At 58.8% G+C, this 19,109-nt stretch carries 19 protein-coding genes; 8 read left to right on the forward strand and 11 right to left on the reverse strand.

The features are described 5' to 3' along the window. Positions 1 to 133: 133 nt before the first annotated feature. Positions 134 to 2,272, reverse strand: coding sequence for a polyribonucleotide nucleotidyltransferase (locus NW870_RS00805; RefSeq protein WP_414373357.1), 2,139 nt, complete (start codon positions 2,270 to 2,272; stop codon positions 134 to 136). A gap of 59 nt (positions 2,273 to 2,331) precedes the next feature. After that, complete coding sequence (locus NW870_RS00810) at positions 2,332 to 2,613, reverse strand: MoaD/ThiS family protein (protein ID WP_414357275.1); 282 nt, start codon at positions 2,611 to 2,613, stop codon at positions 2,332 to 2,334. A 251-nt stretch (positions 2,614 to 2,864) separates the two neighbouring features. Between NW870_RS00810 and NW870_RS00815 the strand changes: the two genes are divergently transcribed. After that, a complete protein-coding gene (locus NW870_RS00815; RefSeq protein ID WP_414373359.1) occupies positions 2,865 to 3,785 on the forward strand; it encodes an arylamine N-acetyltransferase family protein in 921 nt (306 codons plus the stop codon). 59 nt (positions 3,786 to 3,844) lie between these two features. After that, positions 3,845 to 5,485, forward strand: coding sequence for a 2-isopropylmalate synthase (locus tag NW870_RS00820; protein ID WP_414373361.1), 1,641 nt, complete (start codon positions 3,845 to 3,847; stop codon positions 5,483 to 5,485). Here NW870_RS00820 and NW870_RS00825 read toward each other — a convergent pair. From NW870_RS00825 to NW870_RS00840, 4 genes are all read right to left on the reverse strand, one after another. After that, positions 5,482 to 6,543: an ABC transporter ATP-binding protein gene (locus NW870_RS00825; protein ID WP_414373362.1), complete on the reverse strand. Its 1,062-nt coding sequence runs from the start codon at positions 6,541 to 6,543 to the stop codon at positions 5,482 to 5,484. The two genes, NW870_RS00820 and NW870_RS00825, sit on opposite strands and share 4 nt — an antisense overlap. A gap of 132 nt (positions 6,544 to 6,675) precedes the next feature. Then, the gene (locus NW870_RS00830; protein WP_414373364.1) at positions 6,676 to 6,879 is read right to left on the reverse strand and encodes a phycobilisome linker polypeptide; all 204 of its coding nucleotides are present in this window, start codon (positions 6,877 to 6,879) and stop codon (positions 6,676 to 6,678) included. Positions 6,880 to 7,046: 167 nt separating this feature from the next. Next, entirely contained in the window at positions 7,047 to 7,532 is a 486-nt protein-coding gene (gene apcB, locus NW870_RS00835) for an allophycocyanin subunit beta (protein WP_414373367.1), read from the reverse strand. Between the two features lie 63 nt (positions 7,533 to 7,595). Next, positions 7,596 to 8,081: an allophycocyanin gene (locus NW870_RS00840; RefSeq protein ID WP_414373368.1), complete on the reverse strand. Its 486-nt coding sequence runs from the start codon at positions 8,079 to 8,081 to the stop codon at positions 7,596 to 7,598. A 342-nt stretch (positions 8,082 to 8,423) separates the two neighbouring features. Between NW870_RS00840 and hslO the strand changes: the two genes are divergently transcribed. Next, positions 8,424 to 9,314, forward strand: coding sequence for an Hsp33 family molecular chaperone HslO (gene hslO / locus NW870_RS00845; RefSeq protein WP_414328989.1), 891 nt, complete (start codon positions 8,424 to 8,426; stop codon positions 9,312 to 9,314). Positions 9,315 to 9,361: 47 nt separating this feature from the next. Next, a complete protein-coding gene (locus NW870_RS00850; protein ID WP_414373371.1) occupies positions 9,362 to 10,366 on the forward strand; it encodes a glycosyltransferase family 2 protein in 1,005 nt (334 codons plus the stop codon). Here NW870_RS00850 and NW870_RS00855 read toward each other — a convergent pair. Continuing rightward, entirely contained in the window at positions 10,358 to 11,440 is a 1,083-nt protein-coding gene (locus tag NW870_RS00855) for a YcjF family protein (RefSeq protein WP_414373373.1), read from the reverse strand. The two genes, NW870_RS00850 and NW870_RS00855, sit on opposite strands and share 9 nt — an antisense overlap. A 466-nt stretch (positions 11,441 to 11,906) precedes the next feature. Here NW870_RS00855 and NW870_RS00860 point away from each other — a divergent pair, with 466 nt between their 5' ends. From NW870_RS00860 to NW870_RS00875, 4 genes are all read left to right on the forward strand, one after another. Then, the gene (locus NW870_RS00860) at positions 11,907 to 12,458 is read left to right on the forward strand and encodes a Dps family protein (protein ID WP_414357283.1); all 552 of its coding nucleotides are present in this window, start codon (positions 11,907 to 11,909) and stop codon (positions 12,456 to 12,458) included. A 123-nt stretch (positions 12,459 to 12,581) separates the two neighbouring features. After that, positions 12,582 to 12,860, forward strand: a complete 279-nt coding sequence (locus NW870_RS00865) for an Asr1405/Asl0597 family protein (RefSeq protein WP_414357285.1) — start codon at positions 12,582 to 12,584, stop codon at positions 12,858 to 12,860. After that, complete coding sequence (locus NW870_RS00870; RefSeq protein WP_414357287.1) at positions 12,844 to 13,494, forward strand: (2Fe-2S) ferredoxin domain-containing protein; 651 nt, start codon at positions 12,844 to 12,846, stop codon at positions 13,492 to 13,494. Before NW870_RS00865 ends, NW870_RS00870 begins: the two co-directional genes overlap by 17 nt. 180 nt (positions 13,495 to 13,674) lie before the next feature. Then, complete coding sequence (locus NW870_RS00875) at positions 13,675 to 14,637, forward strand: Gfo/Idh/MocA family protein (RefSeq protein ID WP_414373487.1); 963 nt, start codon at positions 13,675 to 13,677, stop codon at positions 14,635 to 14,637. A 19-nt stretch (positions 14,638 to 14,656) separates the two neighbouring features. Here the strand turns inward: NW870_RS00875 and NW870_RS00880 are convergent, their stop codons facing one another. From NW870_RS00880 to hypB, 4 genes are all read right to left on the reverse strand, one after another. Further along, positions 14,657 to 15,907, reverse strand: a complete 1,251-nt coding sequence (locus NW870_RS00880; RefSeq protein ID WP_414373488.1) for an LL-diaminopimelate aminotransferase — start codon at positions 15,905 to 15,907, stop codon at positions 14,657 to 14,659. Between the two features lie 33 nt (positions 15,908 to 15,940). Further along, a complete protein-coding gene (locus tag NW870_RS00885; RefSeq protein ID WP_414358425.1) occupies positions 15,941 to 16,216 on the reverse strand; it encodes a hypothetical protein in 276 nt (91 codons plus the stop codon). 166 nt (positions 16,217 to 16,382) lie between these two features. Beyond that, the gene (locus NW870_RS00890) at positions 16,383 to 18,269 is read right to left on the reverse strand and encodes an AAA family ATPase (protein ID WP_414358428.1); all 1,887 of its coding nucleotides are present in this window, start codon (positions 18,267 to 18,269) and stop codon (positions 16,383 to 16,385) included. Between the two features lie 122 nt (positions 18,270 to 18,391). Next, positions 18,392 to 19,081, reverse strand: a complete 690-nt coding sequence (hypB, locus tag NW870_RS00895; protein WP_414373376.1) for a hydrogenase nickel incorporation protein HypB — start codon at positions 19,079 to 19,081, stop codon at positions 18,392 to 18,394. Between the last annotated feature and the right edge of the window lie 28 nt (positions 19,082 to 19,109).

Genomic DNA, 19,109 nt, shown 5'->3' on the forward strand with positions numbered 1-19,109 from the left:
CAGTGCAGACGCGAGCCAGCTAAAAAGCGCTCCGCACCGCTGTCGCGATGGAGTTTTCTCTGCCATTTTGGCCGCTGCCGGCGGCTGTCGAGGGGATCCCTGGCCCCCCCGTTGCTGGGGGAAAACCGCAGCCTCAGTGGTGATGGTTGCGCACCCGCGCTGCTTCCTCAGGGCTAATGCCGAGGCGAGTGAGGTTGATGCGGCCTTTGTGATCGATGCTGCGCACCTTGACCACCACCTCATCCTCCACAGCCACCTCATCTTCCACCCTGCCGACGCGGTACTCCGCCAGTTGCGAAATGTGGATCATGCCTTCTTTGCCGGGCAAAAACTCCACAAAAGCGCCGATGGGGATGATGCGGGTCACCTTGCCCAAATACACCTGCCCCTCTTCCACCCGCCGCACCAGATTTTCGATCATCTCCCGAGCGGCTTCGGCTTGCCCCCCCACCGAGGAAGACACGGTGATCGTGCCATCGTCGCTGATGTCCACCTTGGCCCCCGTCGCTTCGGTGATGCCGCGCACCGTCTTGCCGCCAGGGCCGATAATCTTGCCGATATCCTCGGGATCCACCTTGAACGTGAGCAGACGGGGAGCTGTTTTGGCCAACTGGGGTCGAGGGGCGGCAATGGTCTCCAGCATCTTGTCGAGGATGAACTCGCGCCCGGCCTTGGCTTGCCGAATGGCCTGCTCCACCACGTCAACGGTGATGCCGGTGATTTTCATGTCCATTTGCAAAGCAGTGATCCCCGCCCGCGTACCGGCCACCTTGAAGTCCATGTCCCCCAGAAAGTCCTCGATCCCCTGGATGTCGGTGAGGATGCGCACCTCATCCCCCTCCTTAATAAGGCCCATGGCCACCCCGCTGACCGGCGCTTTGATCGGCACCCCGGCATCCATCAGAGAAAGGGTAGAGCCACAGACGGATCCCATCGAGGTGGAGCCGTTGGAGGAGAGCACTTCCGAGACCACCCTCACCACATAGGGAAACTCCTCTTCCTTGGGCAGCACCGGCACCAAGGCCCGCTCCGCCAGCGCCCCATGACCAATCTCCCGCCGCCCCGGGGAGCGTGAAGGCCGCGTTTCTCCCACTGAAAAGCCCGGAAAATTGTAGTGGTGCATGTAGCGCTTCTCATCCACCGGGTGCAAGTCGTCCAGCTCCTGGGCATCGCCGGGGGTGCCGAGGGTGGTAATGGAAAGGACTTGGGTGAGGCCGCGATTGAACAGGGCACTGCCGTGCACCCTTGGGATCAAACCCACCCGGCAAGAGACCGGTCGCACCTCGTCCAGCTTGCGCCCATCCACCCGCACCCCCTCTTGCAGGAGCTGCTGGCGCATCAGCTTCTTGAGCAGAGCCTTGAACTGATTGTCCAACTCCTTGGGATTTTCCAGAAGATAGAGCCGCAAGGGATCCCCCTCTGGCCGTTCCTGGATTTGGGCCTCCAGCTTGGCCCTGAGCTCCTCCAGTTGTTGTTCCCGGCTGGTCTTGTCCAAAAACTGCCTGAGGATGGAGCGAATGCCCTCCTGAGCCTGCTCTTCTACAAAGGCAATCAGCTCCTCGTTTTTGGGGGGAGGGGGCAGCTCTACCGGGGTGATGTTGAGATCCGCCAGGACTTGCTGTTGGGCTTTGAGCAGCTCCTGGATGGCCTCAAAACCAAACTCGATGGCCTCTACCACATCCTTTTCCGGCAGTTGGTTGGCCCCGGCTTCCACCATGATCACGCCATCGGCACAGCCGGCCACCACCAAATCCAGATCGCCCGCCTCAATTTCGGCATAAGTGGGGTTGAGGATAAATTCATCCTTGACCAAGCCCACCCGCACCGCCGCCACGGGGCCATTGAAGGGGATGCGAGCGCCGTGAATGGCTAACGAGGCTCCCAAAATACACAACACATCGGGCGGCACCGTATCATCTACAGAGAGGGTGGTGGCCACCACCTGCACATCATCCCGCAGCCATTCTGGGAACAACGGACGAATGGGTCGGTCTATTAAGCGAGAGATCAAAGTGGCCCGTTCCGGTGGCCGGCCTTCTCGCCGCAGATATCCCCCTGGGATCCGCCCCGCTGCGTAGAGGCGCTCTTCGTAATCGACCAACAAGGGCATAAAATCAACGCCAGGCCGGCCTGGCTGCCGTGTGGCGGTAACCAAAATCGAGGTTTCGCCCGAAGTCAGCCAAACCCCACACCCTGCCTGGGGGGCCATCAGCCCAATATTGATGTCAATTTCCCGCCCATAAAAGGAAATCGACCGAGTGTATTCTGCCATGTAACGCTTCGCCTTCTTTTTTTCTTGCCGCTATCGTAGCATTCTCCTTTTGCTCCTTTTCAGCCCCCGCTGACCGGAGGGATCAGAACGACTTCGTCTCCCGCCGATAGGGGAGTGTCGGCAGCTACAAAATTGAGGTTGAGACCGAAACGGGTTTGGGAGCGCCAAGGAGCTAAGCTGGGGTAGCGCTGGATCAGTTGATCGCACAGCTGCCCGACGGTGGTACCAGGGCTCACCTGCAGGCGCATCTCGGTTTGTCCGATTACTTCTTGATAGACGGCAAAGAGCTTCAGCGTGATGGGAAAAAGCTCATCGGAGGGCAAATTTTGGGCAGCAGCCATCGGTAGCGCTCCCACCTGCTTTGAACGATCTTGTGGACAATCTTGGGCAATCTTTGGCCGGTTTGTCCACCAGAATCCTCTGCCCATATCCTGGCCATCAGGGATCCCTACAGCCACAGAAAAATCGGCTCCGGGGAAAAGATGCCGTCTTTCAGATTCCAGTGAACTGTTCTTCTGGCTCTGGCCGGGGATTCGTGGCAAGGCTAGGGTAGGCCAAAAGCTTGCTTGGCAGCCAACCGGCTTCTGTGCTGATGCTAGAGCCACTGACCCCCTCCCAAATCAGGGCCTACTTGGATCGGATTGGCTACGTTGGCCCCACCCAGCCCACCCTGCAAACCCTCCGCCAGATCCACCTAGCCCACCTGCTGCGGGTGCCGTTTGAAAATCTGGACATTCATCGGGGTCGTGCCATTCGCCTGGAGCGGGATTTCTTGTTCCAAAAAATCGTCCGAGAGCGGCGGGGTGGGTTTTGCTTCGAGCTGAACAGCCTGCTGGCCGCTGCCCTGCAGGGGATGGGGTTTTCGGTACACCTACTCTCAGGACAGGTGAGCCGCGCCGTTCGCGCTACTCCGACGGAGTCCGACGTCCGCTTTGGACCTGAGTGCGACCACTTGGCTGTGCAGGTGAACATCGGCGATGAAGCCTGGCTGGCAGATGTGGGGTATGGGGAGGCCTTTCGCGAGCCGTTGCGGCTGGGGGATCCCGGGATTCAAGCCCAGGCTGAAGGACGCTACCGCCTCACCCCTTGGCCAGGGGATCCCACTGCTTGCCGTTATTGGCTCATTCAGCAGGAACAGCCGGATCGCACCTGGAAAACTCTATTTCTTCTGGATCGGATCCCACGCTCCCTGCAGGAGTTCGAGCCCATGTGCCACTTTCACCAAACTTCGCCAGAATCGATGTTTACCCGGCTGCGCCTTTGCACCCTGGCCACTCCGACCGGACGGGTCACCCTCACCGCCCGCGCCAATGGCTCTTTTAAGTGGATCGAGACCACCCCAGAAGGCCGCCGGGAACGCCCTCTCAAGGACGAGAAAGAGTATGAACAACTGCTCGCTTGCGCCTTCGGGATCCACCTTTCTCCATCTCCTTCTGCCGCCGAGGAACGCAGGGAAAACAAGCCAAATGGCAATTTAACAGAGCCCACCCCAATCTCCCCCGAGCCAGGTTAGAACCCCTGCCAGTTAATGTCAAAATAGTAAGGCAATGTTTCGTTATCTCAGTAACCGTTATGGATGCTGCCGCGGTCGCTGCGTTTGATGGCCAAGCTTTGGATCACGTACTCATTTTCGACACCACCCTGCGAGACGGGGAGCAGTGCCCCGGCGCCACCCTCAACACCGAAGAAAAGCTGGCCATTGCCCGGCAGTTGGCCCGGCTGGGCGTCGATATCATCGAAGCGGGATTTGCCTATGCCAGCCCTGGTGACTTTGAGGCCGTGCAGAAGGTGGCCGAGCAGGTGGGAACCCCCGATGGCCCTGTGATTTGCAGCCTGGCCCGTGCCCTCAAGCCGGACATTGAGGCCGCCGCCGCCGCCCTGAAGCCTGCTGCCAAGCCCCGCATCCACACCTTCATCTCCACCTCAGACATTCACTTGAAGTATCAGTTGCGCAAAACCCGCGCCGAAGTGCTGCAAATTGCCGAGGAGATGGTGGCCTACGCCAAGTCCTTCGTGGACGATGTGGAGTTCTCCATGATGGACGCCACCCGCTCCGATCCCGAGTTCCTATACCAGGTGATTGAGGCGGCCATTCGGGCGGGGGCTACAACCATCAACATCCCCGATACCGTCGGCTATGTCATGCCGGAGGAGTTTGGCCAACTGATCAAGGGCATCCGCGAAAATGTGCCCAACATTAAGCAAGCGATCCTTTCCGTGCATGGCCACGACGATCTGGGGGTTTCGGTGGCCAACTTCTTGGAAGCGATCAAGCAGGGCGCACGTCAGGTGGAAGTGACGGTCAACGGCATTGGTGAGCGGGCCGGCAACACAGCGCTGGAAGAGTTGGTGATGGCCCTGCACGTGCGGCGCAGCTACTTCAACCCCTACTTCGGCCTGCCGGTGGACTCCGAGAAGCCTCTCACCCACATCAAAACCCAGGAGATCTATCGCACCTCCCGCCTGGTCTCTAACCTCACCGGCATGTTGGTGCAGCCCAACAAGGCCATCGTCGGCTCCAACGCCTTTGCCCACGAATCCGGCATCCACCAGGACGGCATGCTGAAAAACCGCCAGACCTACGAGATCATGGACGCCCAGACCATTGGCCTGCAATCGAGCACCTTGGTGTTGGGCAAGCACTCGGGCCGCAATGCCTTCCGCACCCGCCTGAAAGAACTGGGATTCGAGCTGTCGGAGCAAGATCTGAACAGAGCCTTCTTGCGCTTCAAAGAACTGGCCGACAAGAAAAAAGAAATCTCCGACCTGGATCTGGAAGCGATTGTTAACGACGAAACTCGCCCGGTGCCGGAGCTCTATCGCCTGGAGCATGTGCAAGTGGTGTGTGGCAATCGGGAAGCTCCCACCGCCACGGTGCGGCTGGTAACCCCGGAAGGAGAAGAGCGGGTGGACGCTGCTGTGGGCACAGGCCCGGTGGATGCGGTGTACAAGGCCATCAACCGCATCGTCAATATCCCCAACAAGCTGATCGAGTTTTCCGTCCAATCGGTTACCGCTGGCATCGACGCCATTGGGGAAGTCACCATCCGCCTGCGCCACGAAGACCGCATCTTTTCCGGCCATGCCGCCAACACCGACATCATTGTCGCTTCTGCCCAAGCCTATATGAATGCCCTCAACAAGCTCTACTCTGCGCTGCATGCGGCGCGCTCCACTCCTGAACAACGGGAGGCCGCCACACAAAAAATCTAAAGGTGCTCTGCACCGCTGGTGCGAACGCTTTGGGGGCTGCCAGAAGGGATCCCGTCCGCAAACACCCGCCCGATCACTTCCTCAATGGGCGGGTCGGTTACCGTTAGATCCAGCACCTCCAGCTCCGCCAACAGCTTCGCCACCGTCTGGGTAAGCTGCTCCCGCTGCACCCAAAGCCGCGCCTCACAGCCGCCGGCCTCTCCATCCGTGCGCACCTCTCCATACAGCTGCAGTTGAGCCACAGGGCAAGGGCGGGCCAATTCCAACTTCACCTCTCGGTAGGGGGCAAAGCGCTCCAGCAGCCCCTCGAGGTCGCCATCGTAGATGAGCTGCCCCGCGTTGATGACCAGCACCCGTTGGCACAGCGCAGTAATATCGGCCATGTAATGGCTGGTCAACAGCACCGTTGCTCCGTAGCGGCGGTTGTAGTCCCGCAGAAATTGCCGCACACCGGCCTGAGCGTTGACATCCAACCCCAAGGTGGGCTCGTCCAAAAACAAAATCTGCGGGCGGTGCAACAGAGCCGCCAACAGCTCCGCCTTCATCCGCTCCCCCAGCGAGAGCTTGCGCACCGGTTGCTTCAGCTTGCTTTCTAGGTCGAGCAGCTCTGCCAGCTCCCCCACCCGAGTTTGAAACTCTTTTTCGGGGATCTCGTAAACGGCAGCGTTGATGCGCAGAGAGTCCATCGCCGGCAGATCCCAGATGAGCTGCTGCTTCTGTCCCATCACCAGGGTGATCTGCCGCAAAAAAGCCGGCTCCCGGCGGTAGGGCACATGGCCGACCACCTGCACCGTGCCGCCGGACGGATAGATTAAACCGGTCAACATCTTGAGGGTCGTGGTCTTGCCCGCCCCGTTGGGCCCCAAGAATCCCACCATCTCCCCCGGCTGAACTTGAAAGCTCACGGACTGCACCGCCGGGATGTAGCGATAGGTGCGACGAAAAAAGTGGCGCAAGGTGCCAACCACTCCGGGATCCTTGACGGCCACTGGATAAACTTTGCTCAGGTTGTGGGCGGCAATGATTGGCTCCAACCGGGTCGGAACATCAGTTGACATCTGTCCTTACCCCCACGAAATAGCCAGACCCGCTACCCCAACCCCAAGGGCAAATCTTCTGGAGCTGGGCATACCGGATCTGGAGAGGGCTATTCTCAGTATCTGAGGGAAAGGAACGACTGGATAGGGGAACTACAACAGTCCTACATCCATCCCGGGCTTACCCGTGGCCAGCTCCACCTTCAGGATGCGGCCACCCGATTTCTGGATGCGCTGCTGCTCCCGAAACCAGTTGTCGTAGGGCACCAGCTTGGTGAAGTAGGTATTTTGCAGCTCCCGCTGAGTGCGAATCCGGGTTTGGCTGGGCACACAGGCCGTGATCTTAAACATGCGCATGATATGGGATCCCTGCTCAACAACGAAATGGGCTATCTCGACCAGCAGAACAGGCGACTCACCTCAGAAAGCTCGCGTACCGCAGATAGCACACCAGATCCCTGTGGCAAATCGCCCGTCGTGCTCGTTGGACAATGAACCTCACGCCGAGGCAATGACGCTGGCAGTTAGCTCAGGCCAGAGCAGATGTAATCGAAGTACACCCCCATTTCCTTGCCGGCATCGGCACCCACCAGAGCGGCAGTCACTTCTTTCATGGCTTGGATGGCCTGGATGGTGGCCCCAATGGGTACCCCCAGCGAATTGTAGGTTTCCTTGAGTCCGTTCAGCACCCGCTCATCCAGAATAGAGGGATCCCCGGCCAGCATGGCGTAGGTGGCATAGCGCAGGTAGTAGTCCATGTCGCGGATGCAAGCGGCATAGCGACGGGTGGTGTACATGTTGCCACCGGGACGGGTGAGATCGGAGTACAGCAACGCCTTGGCAGCAGCATCCTTGACGATGGTGGAAGCATTGGCAGCAATGGTGGCAGCCGCCCGCACCCGCAGCTCGCCCGTGGCGAAGAAGGCTTTCAACTTCTCCATAGCCGAGCTGTCCAGATACTTGCCTTGGACATCGTAGCTGTTGATCACAGCGGTAATCGCGTCTTGCATGATGAGCTTCCTAAATCCAAATCGGTGAACAGCAAAAGGTTGTGCGGCAAGAACAATGAGGGACTAGCCCATTGCCCCTACCACAAAGTCGAAGTAGTAGCCAGCTTCAGCCGCATCGTCAGGAGAGAGCAGACCCATGGCCACCTGCTTCATTTGACGAATGCTCTCGGCCACCGCCGGAATGGGTGTGCCCAGGGAGTTGTACATCTCGCGGACACCCACCAGGCCGATCTCTTCGATTGGGGTGACATCGCCGGCAATGATGCCGTAAGTGATCAGGCGCAGGTAGTAGTCCATATCCCGCAGGCAAGTCGCCGTCATCTCTTCCCCGTAGGCATTGCCCCCCGGAGAAACAATGTCGGGGCGCTTCTGGAAGAGTTGGTCGGCAGCTTGTTTGACGATGCGCTCACGAGACTCGGTCAAGACTTGAGCAATGCGCAACCGCTTCTCGCCCGAGGTGACAAAGGACTTGATCCGATCCAGTTCCCCCGGGCTGAGGTAGCGGGCCTCCGCGTCCGCGTTCACAATCGATTTCGTAACAACACTCATGGATATCCATCCTCAAGTCGATTTTTTAAAGAGTATGACGAGCATACCCGCAAGCTATTTTCCGATATGCTTGCCGTCTGCCATCTCAGATCTTCACACTTCTTAAAATCTCTCCCAGAAAAGGGACAGTCCCATTCCCGCCCCGACAGGGCAGTTCCCTCCCCAAAGTCCGGCAAGAGAGGGGCTACAATCTCACTTAGACTCACTTAGAATGAAGGCTGAGTCGCCAGGGGATCCCTGCAGGCTTGGTTTAAGACATGCGTTGAGGTTGCGATGACGGATGCCTCTGGGTCAGAACGATTGAAGCGAGCGAAAGGTATTTCTGAGGGTACGCCCTCATCTCTGCCGGATCACCTCATCCGGGCCACGGCGGCAGAAGGCAAAATCCGAGTGGTGGGCTTGGTGGCCACCCAGGCGGTACAAGAGGCAAGGGAGCGGCACAAGCTCTCCTATGTGGCGACAGTGGCCTTGGGGCGGGCCATGAGCGCAGCCCTGTTGCTGGCGGCCAACTTGAAGCGACGCCAGGCGCGGATTAACCTGCAACTGAAAGGGAATGGCCCCTTGGGCAACATCTGGGTGGATGCCGGCTTGGATGGCACGGTACGCGGGTATGTGAGCAACCCCGCCATTGAGCTTCCTCTCACTGCCGAGAGCAAGTTGGATGTGGGCCAAGCCGTTGGGCGCTATGGCTACCTCCATGTGCTGCGGGATCTGGGGTATGGCCAGCCTTACACCAGCGCGGTGGAGCTGGTTTCGGGAGAGGTGGGAGACGACATCACCTACTACCTCTCCTCCTCAGAGCAGATTCCCTCGGCAGTCCTTCTGGGAGTAAATCTCGACTCACAGCGGGTACGCGCCGCCGGCGGAGTGTTGTTGCAGCTGATGCCAGGGGCGCCGGCCAGTCTGATCCCAGAGATGGAAGCCCGTTTGGCCAAAGTGGAAGAATTTAGCCCGATGTTGGCTGGTGGCGGCGGCTTGCGGGAGCTGTTGCAAATCTGCCTGGGCGACTTGGATCTGAAAATTGCGCCGGAAATGCGCACCATCCGCTTCTACTGCAAGTGCAATTCCGACCGAGTGAAGGGGGCCCTGCGCATGCTGGGGCGGGACGAGTTGCTCGATATGATCCACACCGACAAGGGGGCAGAAGCGGTTTGCCAATTCTGCAACGAGGTCTACCGCATCTCGGAAGACGAGCTGCGCTCGATTGTGGCGGAGATGTCGGCCACCCCCTGATGGCACAATGATGGCCAACTACGGGATCCCGATTCTGACACCTCTCGATGTTGTCTGAGCCCCCGGTTGAGTTGGTTGAATTATCGGTTGTTGTCCCCTGCAAAAATGAGGCGGATAACCTGGAACACCTGTTTGAGCGTCTGCGGCAGACCTTGGATCCTTTAGGGATCCCCTACGAGATTATCTGCGTCAACGATGGTAGCCAAGACAACACGCTGGAAAAGCTCATTGCCTTCCATCGTCGGGATCCCCGTATCAAAGTGGTGAACCTTTCCCGTTGCTATGGCAAGGAGATCGCCCTTACTGCCGGCCTCGATCACGCCTCTGGCAACGCTGTCGTTCCCATCGATGCCGACTTGCAAGATCCGCCGGAGCTGATCCCGGAGATGCTGCAGCAGTGGCGGCAGGGCTATCAGGTGGTTTATGCGGTGCGCCGCAGCCGCCGCGGGGAGAGCTGGCTAAAACGCTTTACAGCCAACGGCTTCTATTGGTTGATTGATCAACTCAGCCAGGTGCGGATCCCGCGCAATACGGGGGATTTTCGACTGCTGGATCGGCAGGTGGTGGAGGCAGTTAAACAGCTGCGAGAGCGCACCCGCTTTATGAAAGGGATCTTTGCCTGGGTGGGCTACCGGCAAACGGCCATTTTTTACGATCGCGCCCCCCGCTTTCGCGGCAAAACCCAGTGGAACTACTGGCGGCTGTGGAACCTAGCCATAGAAGGCATCACCTCTTTTAGCTCTTGGCCGTTGCGGGTGTGGAGCTACATAGGGTTGGCGATCTCGGTTCCAGCCTTTTTGTATGGCCTTTTTCTCATCATCCGCACCTTGCTCTTTGGCTCCGATGTACCTGGCTATGCCTCTTTAGCGGTGATGATCTTGTTTTTGGGCGGGATCCAGCTGATCAGCTTGGGCGTGATTGGCGAGTATTTAGGCCGCGTTTTTGAAGAAGTGAAAGGCCGCCCCCTCTACCTGGTCGATGGCACCTTTGGGTTTGAGACCCCACGACCTTCCCCTGCCCTAGATTCAGTACCTACGCAAAAGCTAGGATGAAAAGTCATCTTTCAGAGTTTTGGATCCCGAGGCAACATAACTTTGGTACTCGCGTATAAAGATATCTTTCATCTCTTCTGGAGATAGCTGGATCCCTTGGATTTTGGCGCGGGCGATGGCCTTCATCAGCTCGATATAGGCCAGGCCCAGAGAGAGAGTGAGGGTGGCTGCCGTAGTGGATTGGATAGCGCTGCCTACAATCCCCGGGCCGGGAATCATCTTCAGCAAGTTGGACACAATCGTTCGCCCGATTGCTGTTGTAATTGTAGTGCCTGCCAAAGCGGCTATCAAAGAGTAGTAAAAAGAAGGGGAAGCCTCGAAGCCAAAAATAAAGCTGATATTGGCAATCATGCCTGCTTGGGCTGTAACCAACAGAGGGGCATCTGCAAAGGGAAGGGGTACTGCCCCGATAAACGCTGCACTGGCCACATAGCCTGATACGTACTTAAAGGCAGCCTCGGCTTTGAGATCCACCCGCAGCAATTGCTGGCGGATAAAGGCAAGGCGAGCCACTTCCGGCAAAAGCTCTAGCGTGCAGCCAATCAGGTGCTCCAGCCCGTGGGCAGGAATGGTAATTTGCCGGTTAATCGCCTTGTTGCGGGCCAAAACGGGAACAATGTAGCGGACAGGCAAATTTTGATGCTGCAAATACCGGAAAAACTCGCTCTCTTCAGGATTGGGATATTCCAAGCATTGGGTTAAGACCAAGATGACGGGAACGTCTTTGAGTTCCAACTCCTTTAGCCATTTGCGTTCAACTTCCTCCAACCGCTTCAGTTCGTGGTGGAGGCAGTACCAAACAACATGGATGTGATGTTCAGGATCCTTAAAGCGCAGCTCCTCGATAAGCTGGGAAACCTCCAGGCGAACTTGCTGATTCTGTTCACCGTCTAGTTCCATGCCAGGTGTATCGTAGATGGTGATTGGGCAACCTGGCTTGGAATACTGACGAATGTGGCGGGTGACGGGGCTGCCAACACCGGTACGGGCCAGCTCATCTCTAAACACTGCATTGACCAAGGTGCTCTTGCCCACCCCGCTTTTGCCAATGACCAGGATGTTGCAGTGGCCCAACTCTGTCTGCGCCTCTAGGAGGTCCTTCTGTAGTATCTGAGACACCGAATTCCAGAAAGACTTAAAGGCTTCTGGCTTCTCGAGAGATTCAGAAGCTTCTGGGATGCCTCGGGCACGGTCAACAATTTGGCGGGTTAGGTCAGTCAGTTTCTCTAAGAAGGATGGGCTTTTCTGAGACATGCTTCTTGCTTCTTCCCCTAAGGCCGATAGCCCCACAAAGGTAGTTCAGGGCGGATCCTACTGCCAAGTTTCTTCCGATACCGGAGACTGACCTAGCCAAGAGCCAATCTGTCCGCGCCCTGATCCCGCTCAGCGGGATCCGCAACAACGGGTTTATTGAGAGTTATTCACAAGAGTCATTTTCTGCACTATGCTAGATTTGGAGGCAAACACCCAGGGATCCCAGGCCCGTTGTGGCGGGCGCTCTAGGATTCACAGCTCCTTTTAACTTGTGCTGGAGAGTTTTATGTCCGAAACTTCAACCCTGCGCCAGTCTTTCAACAGCGTGCGCGACAATCCTGTCTTGCTTGGCACTGAGATAACCCAGCCGGTTTGCGAGGGGATGAACGCCCTGCTGGCCAGCTTCCAGGGGCTGTACTTGCAGTACCAGAAGCATCACTTCGTGGTAGAAGGCACTGAGTTCTATCCGCTGCACCAACTCTTCAAAGATCACTACGAGCAGGCGAGGGAGCATGTCCACGACCTGGGAGAACGCCTAGAAGGGCTGGGAGGTGTGCCGGTAGCCAGCTTTGCCACCTTGGCCCAGCTTTGCTGCTTTACCCCTGAGCCGGATGGAGCTTTTGGGGCGCGGCAAATGTTAATGAACGACCTGGCGGCAGAGCAGGCCATCATCGATCTGCTGCGGCGACAGGCAGCCCAGGCGGAGAGCCTTGGGGATCGGGCCACTCGCTACCTCTACGAGCAAATCCTGTTGAAAACAGAGGATCGCGCTTTCCATCTCCATCACTTCCTGGCCAACGATAGCCTGGTGTTTGGCTTGATGAACGGCAGAGTCTAGCCAGAGGGTCTACAGGTGGGCTTGAGCCTGCCTAGCTTCCGGCCTCTGGCTTTTTTTTGAAAGGCTATTGAGAATTTGTTTCATCTCTTCACTATTCTTTACTCTGAGGTGCTGATCCCGGCCATGAACCCCGTCTTTCTGGACTCTGAGCGCGGCTATCTCTTGAACATTCCTCTGGGCGAGCGCTGGCGCGTTGGTCGGCGGCTGATGGAATTGGGGATCCCGGCGATTTGTACAGGAGATGGTCGTCTGCGGGTGGAGGCGAGTACTCCATTGGCTGTTCTACAGGTGCGCAGTGTGATCCGTCAGCACACAGCGCGGCGACAGGAGTTATTGGATGGCCTAGAGGTTTGTTGGCAGCTCAACACAGAGGCTGGGGGTCAAGATGAGCAAGTTCCCTAAGCAAGGAATCCCGTTTGAGTCGGAGGGCCAGTTTTTGGGATTTCTTCCCGATAAGGATGGCAAGCTCAAGTACCTGCGTTGGCAGGCTGGGGCTGACATTTTTTCCGGCAAGATCCCCAAGTCTCTGCGCTCTGCCCTCTACCGCACCCTCAAACCTGGAGACACCGTGCAGATCTGTGGGGAGCGGGAGGTGGATCCGCACAAAGGGCGAGAGAAGTGGGTGCTTTACCGGGTGGTTCCCCTCGGAGAGAGGGCGGGGGGTTTGTCTTCGGCTTCTGGGGCTGAGGCAGCTTCCGAACCGGTTGCTCCAAACATCACAGATATCAAAGGAGATATCAAAGGTACAGACATCAAAGGTAAGGTGCTGGTCTGCCAGAAATCCGACTGTTATCGGCGTGGGGCCGGAGCGGTGATGCAAGCCCTGAACGCCCACTTGGCCGCCTACTCTGGTTCGATTTGCGTGCAGGGGGTGGGCTGCATGAAAGATTGCAAACGGGGCCCCCATGTGGTGTTTATGCCCGACAAGGCTCGTTATAGCGGCGTTTCCCCCCAGGGGATCCCGGCTTTGTTGGAGCGGCATTTTCCGCTTTCCTCGCCGCAACCCCAAGAGGTTGAAGCAGCAGCTTCTTCCTAACGCCCATGGGATCCCCACCGGCGAACAGCTCTGTGAGGTAGGCACAAAATCAAAGGGTGCAGCAGGAGTTTTCCGGCAAACCTAGGCGGAGCGAGATCCGGATTGCCGGGTGGTACAAAGGATCCCTCCTGTGTGATGCTACAGACAGAGGCAGGCTAGGGGAGGGAACAAACCTTGCGGGTGGGGATCATCGGCACCGGCTACGCAGCTCGCTCACGGGCCGAGGCCTTGCGCAAAGATGGGCAAGTGCAGATTGTCGCTGTTGCCGGTCGAGCTCCCGACCGGAGCGATGCTTTTGCCGCCGAGTTGGGGGCCGTCGCCTATTCGGACTGGTCTTCTCTGTTGGGCGAGCAGCGGCTGGATCTGGTTTTTGTCAGCACCATCAATCGGGATCATGCCGCCATTGCCCGTGCTGCTCTGGAGGCAGGGATCCACACCGTCGTGGAATATCCCCTCGCCCTCAGCGCTGCCGAAGCGCGTTCCTTGGTGCAATTGGCAGCCGAGCGGCAAGTGCTGCTGCACGTCGAACACATCGAGCTAATTAGCGGCGTTCACCGGTTGCTGAAACAAGAGCTGGAAGGGTTGGGCAAGCTGTTTGCCGTTCGCTACATCACTCTCACCGCCACCCACCCCGCCCCCGATCGCTGGACCTATCGGCCTGAGTTGTTTGGCTTCCCCCTCATGGGGGCCGTTTCTCGCATCCACCGCTTGGTGGACTTGTTGGGCAGGGTAGAACGGGTGAGCTGCCAACTGCGCTACGACGGGCCGGATCTGCCCCACCGCTACAGCAGTTGCTACTGCACAGCCCAGCTGAGTTTTGCCAGTGGGTTGCTGGCGGTGTTGACCTATGGCAAGGGGGATTCCCTGTGGTGCTCGCAGCGGCTACTGGAGTTCCACGGTCAACGGGGGGGCCTATTGATCAACGGCGAAGAGGCAACGTTGCTGCGGCCCGGCAGCGCCCACCCTCTAGAGACGGGATCCCGCCACGGCCTCTTCGAGCAAGACACCCGCATGGTGCTGGATCACCTGCGCCACGGCAGACCCCTCTACATCAATACCGAAAACATGCTCCACGCCCTGGCAGTGGCCGAGGCAGCCGAGCGATCTGCCCAAACCCAGCAGGTGGTTCCCGTTCAGGATTGATCCCAGAGTCAAGACCCAATTAACCAACGGCTCCAGCCCCCGCAAACACGCTGCCGATGCGGCGCATCGCCTCTTCCACGTTGGCGCGGCTGTTGAAAGCTGACAGGCGCAGATAGCCCTCTCCGGCGCTGCCGAAGCCAGAGCCGGGGGTACCCACCACATGGCAGGTGTGCAACAGCTTGTCGAAAAACTCCCAACTGCTCAGCCCAGCGGGTGTTTTCACCCAGACGTAGGGGGCATTCACACCGCCATAGACTTGGATCCCCACCTCGGCCAATTGCTCGCGAATGATGCGGGCATTTTCCAGGTAAAACTGCACCAGACCTCGCACCTGCGCCTGCCCCGCTTCGGAATAAACTGCCTCTGCCCCTCGTTGCACAATGTAGGACACCCCGTTGAACTTGGTGGATTGGCGGCGATACCACAAGCTCCACAGATCCACCCAGGATCCATCGGCAGCTTGCCCCCGCACAGACTTGGGCACTACCGTAAAGGCGCAGCGGGTGCCGGTAAACCCAGCGGTTTTGGAAAAGGAGCGGAACTCAATAGCGCATTCCCGCGCCCCCGGAATCTCGTAGATGGAGTGGGGGATCCCAGGCTCGGTGATGTAAGCTTCGTAGGCGGCGTCGAACAGGATCAAGGAGTTGTGGGCACGGGCATAGTCCACCCAGTTCTGCAGATGCTCCCGCGTGGCCACTGCACCTGTGGGGTTATTGGGGAAGCAGAGGTAGATCACATCCACCTTTTGGCTGGGCAGGCTGGCGGTGAAGTGATTTTCGGCGGTGATGGGCAGATAGACTAGGCCCTCATATTCGCCGCGTTCGTTGGCTGGCCCTGTATGGCCCGCCATCACGTTGGTGTCCACATAAACCGGATAGACGGGATCCGTGATGGCAATGGTGTTGTCGTGGCCGAGGATATCCAGGATGTTGCCGCAGTCGCACTTGGAGCCATCGGAGACGAAGATCTCGGAAGCATCGATATCGCAGTTGCGAGCTTGGAAGTCGTGCTGGGCAATGGCCTGGCGCAGCCACTCATAGCCTTGTTCTGGCCCATAGCCGCGGAAGGTGGCCCGTTCCCCCATCTCTTCCACCGCCCGGATCATGGCTGTCCGACAGGCTTCCGGCAGCGGCTCGGTGACATCGCCAATCCCCATTTTGATGATCTGAGCTTCGGGATGGGCGGCGGCAAAGGATTGTACCCGTCGGGCAATTTCAGGGAAAAGATAGCCGGCTTTGAGCTTAAGGAAATGGTCGTTGATCCTGGCCATGGAGATTTGCCGAAGAGGAGTTGACATTCCCCCCTAAAAGCAGGGGATTCTTTCAAGCGCTCCGCGCCGCCAGAGGCGAACAGCGCTATGGGCATGGAGCTCATTCTCTGAGGTGTTGGGGAACCAGCGCAGGAGGCCGGTGGGTTTGAGCCACAGACCTTTCTTGCGCACCACGCGCCAAAAGGCGACGAGGGCTCTGAAATACAATTCTCCAGAGGCCAAAGCCAACTGGTGCAACTGTGGGAAAGTCGCTGACTTCAGCTCCGGACGCAATACACTGACTTTCACCAGTGCCTCGAGAAAGATCATAGCGCTCTGTGCCACCAGAGGCGTTCGCGAAAGCATCGCGTAGCGATAAAGCAAAAGCCGCCCTACTGGCTTGCTAAGGCCTACGGCCCGCCAAGGCGAACCGCGTAGCGGTAAGTCGGGGCTTGTTCGTTTTAGCAGCGCGGAGCGCCGAACCCGGTTTTCCTGGTCAGCCGGCTTGGCGTTGCTGCTGCAGCTCGGCAAAGGCCCGACAGAAGTCTTCCTGTTGGATGACCAGGGTTTTGGCATCCACCGACTCTGAGGTGGCCCGGTGGCGACGAATGGCAGCGATGGCGGCGCGGTTGCTGAGCAGGGCGAGGTCGGCACCACTCCAACCTTCGGTTTGCTCAGCCCACCCTTGCAAATCCACATCGGGCCCCAGGGGACGCTTGCGGTTGTGAACCGCCAAAATTTCCCGTCTCCCGTTGCGATCTGGCAGCTCCACGCTCAAGTGCAGCTCCAACCTGCCGGCCCGGGTGAGGGCGGGATCCAAACTGGCCTTGCGGTTGGTGGCGGCCACCACCAATACCCCTTGGCTGGGGCGGATCCCGTCCAGCTCTGCCAGCAGTTGCCCCAGAACGCGGTCGCTGACCCCACTATCCCCGGAGTAGCTGCCTCGCGCCGGGGCCAGGGTATCGATCTCGTCGATGAAAATCACGCAGGGGGCACACTGCCGAGCACGGGCAAACAGCTCCCGCACCGCCTGCTCGGAGGATCCCACCCATTTGCTGAGCAGCTCCGGGCCGGAGACGGCGATGAAGTTGGCCTTAGCCTGGGAAGCGATGGCTTTGGCCAACAGGGTTTTGCCGGTGCCGGGCGGCCCGCTCAGGAGGATCCCCTTGGGTGCTTGGGCCTGAGCCTGCTCGTACAACTCAGGGTGAAGCAGGGATCCCTCGATGGCCTCTTGCAAAATCTGCTTGGCGTGATCCAAACCGCCAATTTGATCCCAGCTCACCTGTGGGGATTCGATCTCCACCGAGCGCAGCACCGCCGGCTTCACCTGTTGCAGAGCCTGTTGAAAATCTGCCGCCGAGACCGTCAACGAGTCGGGGATGGGGGATCCCAAATCGGGCACCTGCCGCCGCAAAGCCGCATAGGCTGCCGCCTGACACAACCCCCGCAGATCTGCCCCCACAAAGCCCAAGGTCTGATCCGCCAAGCTGTCCAGATCCACATCCTCCGCCAAGGGCATGTCGCGGGTGTGGATGGCCAAGATCTCCCGCCGCCCCTCCCGATCCGGCACCTTGAAGATCACCTCCCGGTCAAAGCGCCCCGGTCGCCGCAGAGCCGGATCCAAAGCCTCGGGCCGATTGGTGGCTGCCAGCACCACGATCCCTTTTTGGGCCACAAATCCATCCATCAGCCCCAGCATTTGGGCCACCAGGCGTTTTTCCACTTCCCCCTCGACGGTGGCGCGGTTGGGCACCAAGGCATCGATTTCGTCAATAAAAACCAGACAGGGAGCCGATTTGGCCGCCTTTTCAAAAAGCTGTCGCAGGCGCGCCTCCGCCTCGCCGTAATACTTGCCGATCAGCTCCGGGCCGACAATGGCGATGTAGTTCACCCCCAGGCTCTCGGCCAGGGCGCGGGCCGTCAGGGTTTTGCCGGTGCCGGGGGGGCCTACCAACAACACGCCGCGGGGCGGATCCAACCCCAGCTTGGCCAGCAGATCGGGCCGCTTGAGGGGAAGCTCTACCATCTCCCGCAGGATTTGCAACTGTTCTTTCAGCCCACCCACATCCTTGAGACGTGGCCCAGCCCAAGACTCTGCGCGGTCGGCAGAAGTTGATGGCGAGTCGGGCACAGCAGCCTGGGATGGTTCCTGAAAGCGGGTTGCAGACACCACTCGGGGCTCGCTGCTCCAGGGGGGATCCCCCGTTTGGGCATGGCTGCGGCGGCGAGGGATGGAGCCGGAAGGGGGGATAGAACTGCTCAGGGGACGGGTTTGGATGCGGACTTCGGTTCGCAGTTCTCCACTTTGTTTTTTCTCATCCAGCTTTTGAGCCAGCTCGATCAACTGCTCAATGCCCTGTACAAAGTCGCTTAAATTGGCCATAGCCGGGATTTTCCATCCACACACGTTATCTGAAATTGACCCGCCAGAGGTGCTAACTCATCCCCTGCCTGGCCAGCTCAGGTGAGGAGAGTTCCACGGCCAGATGCCCAGTATGATACCCTTCACTGCGGCTGCTGTCGGCGTTGGGCCAGGAGAATCTGCTCTCGGATCCAGCCCAGCCAGGGCTCCAGCCCGACGCCCGTCTTGGCAGAAAGACAAAAAATCGGCACAGAAGGGTTGATCTCGCGGATGTTGGCCTGGATCCGCTCCAAATCCACCTCTAAGACAGGAACCAGATCCACCTTGGTGATCAGTAGACAATCCGCCTCTCGAAACATAATCGGGTACTTGAGAGGCTTGTCTTCCCCTTCTGTGACGCTGAGCAGGGCTACCTTGGCGTGTTCCCCCACCTCAAACTCCGCCGGGCAGACCAAGTTGCCGACATTTTCCACCAGCAGCAAATCCAGTTGCTGCGGATCCAGTAGCGCTTCCAATTGCCGCAAGCCCCCGGCCACCATGGCCGCATCCAAATGACAGGCCCGCCCTGTGTTGATGGCGATCACCGGGATCCCGTAGCGACGCAGCCGCTCCGCGTCCAGTTGGGTCGTCATGTCCCCCTCGATCACCGCCAGGCGCAGCGAGTCAGCCAGAGCGGCCACGGTTTTCTCCAGCAAAGAGGTCTTACCCGCCCCCGGCGCGCTCATGAGGTTCAGACAGGTCACCCCCCAGGCATCAAAGTGCTCCCGGTTGTGGTCGGCCTGGTGTTGATTGGCGTGGAGCAGGTTAATCCCCAGATCCAAGACTTGGTGCATAGCACAACCCGCGTTGCAGTTGAGGAGA

Source organism: Synechococcus sp. R50.1, assembly GCF_047462115.1.
Taxonomy (GTDB): Bacteria; Cyanobacteriota; Cyanobacteriia; order Thermostichales; family Thermostichaceae; genus Thermostichus.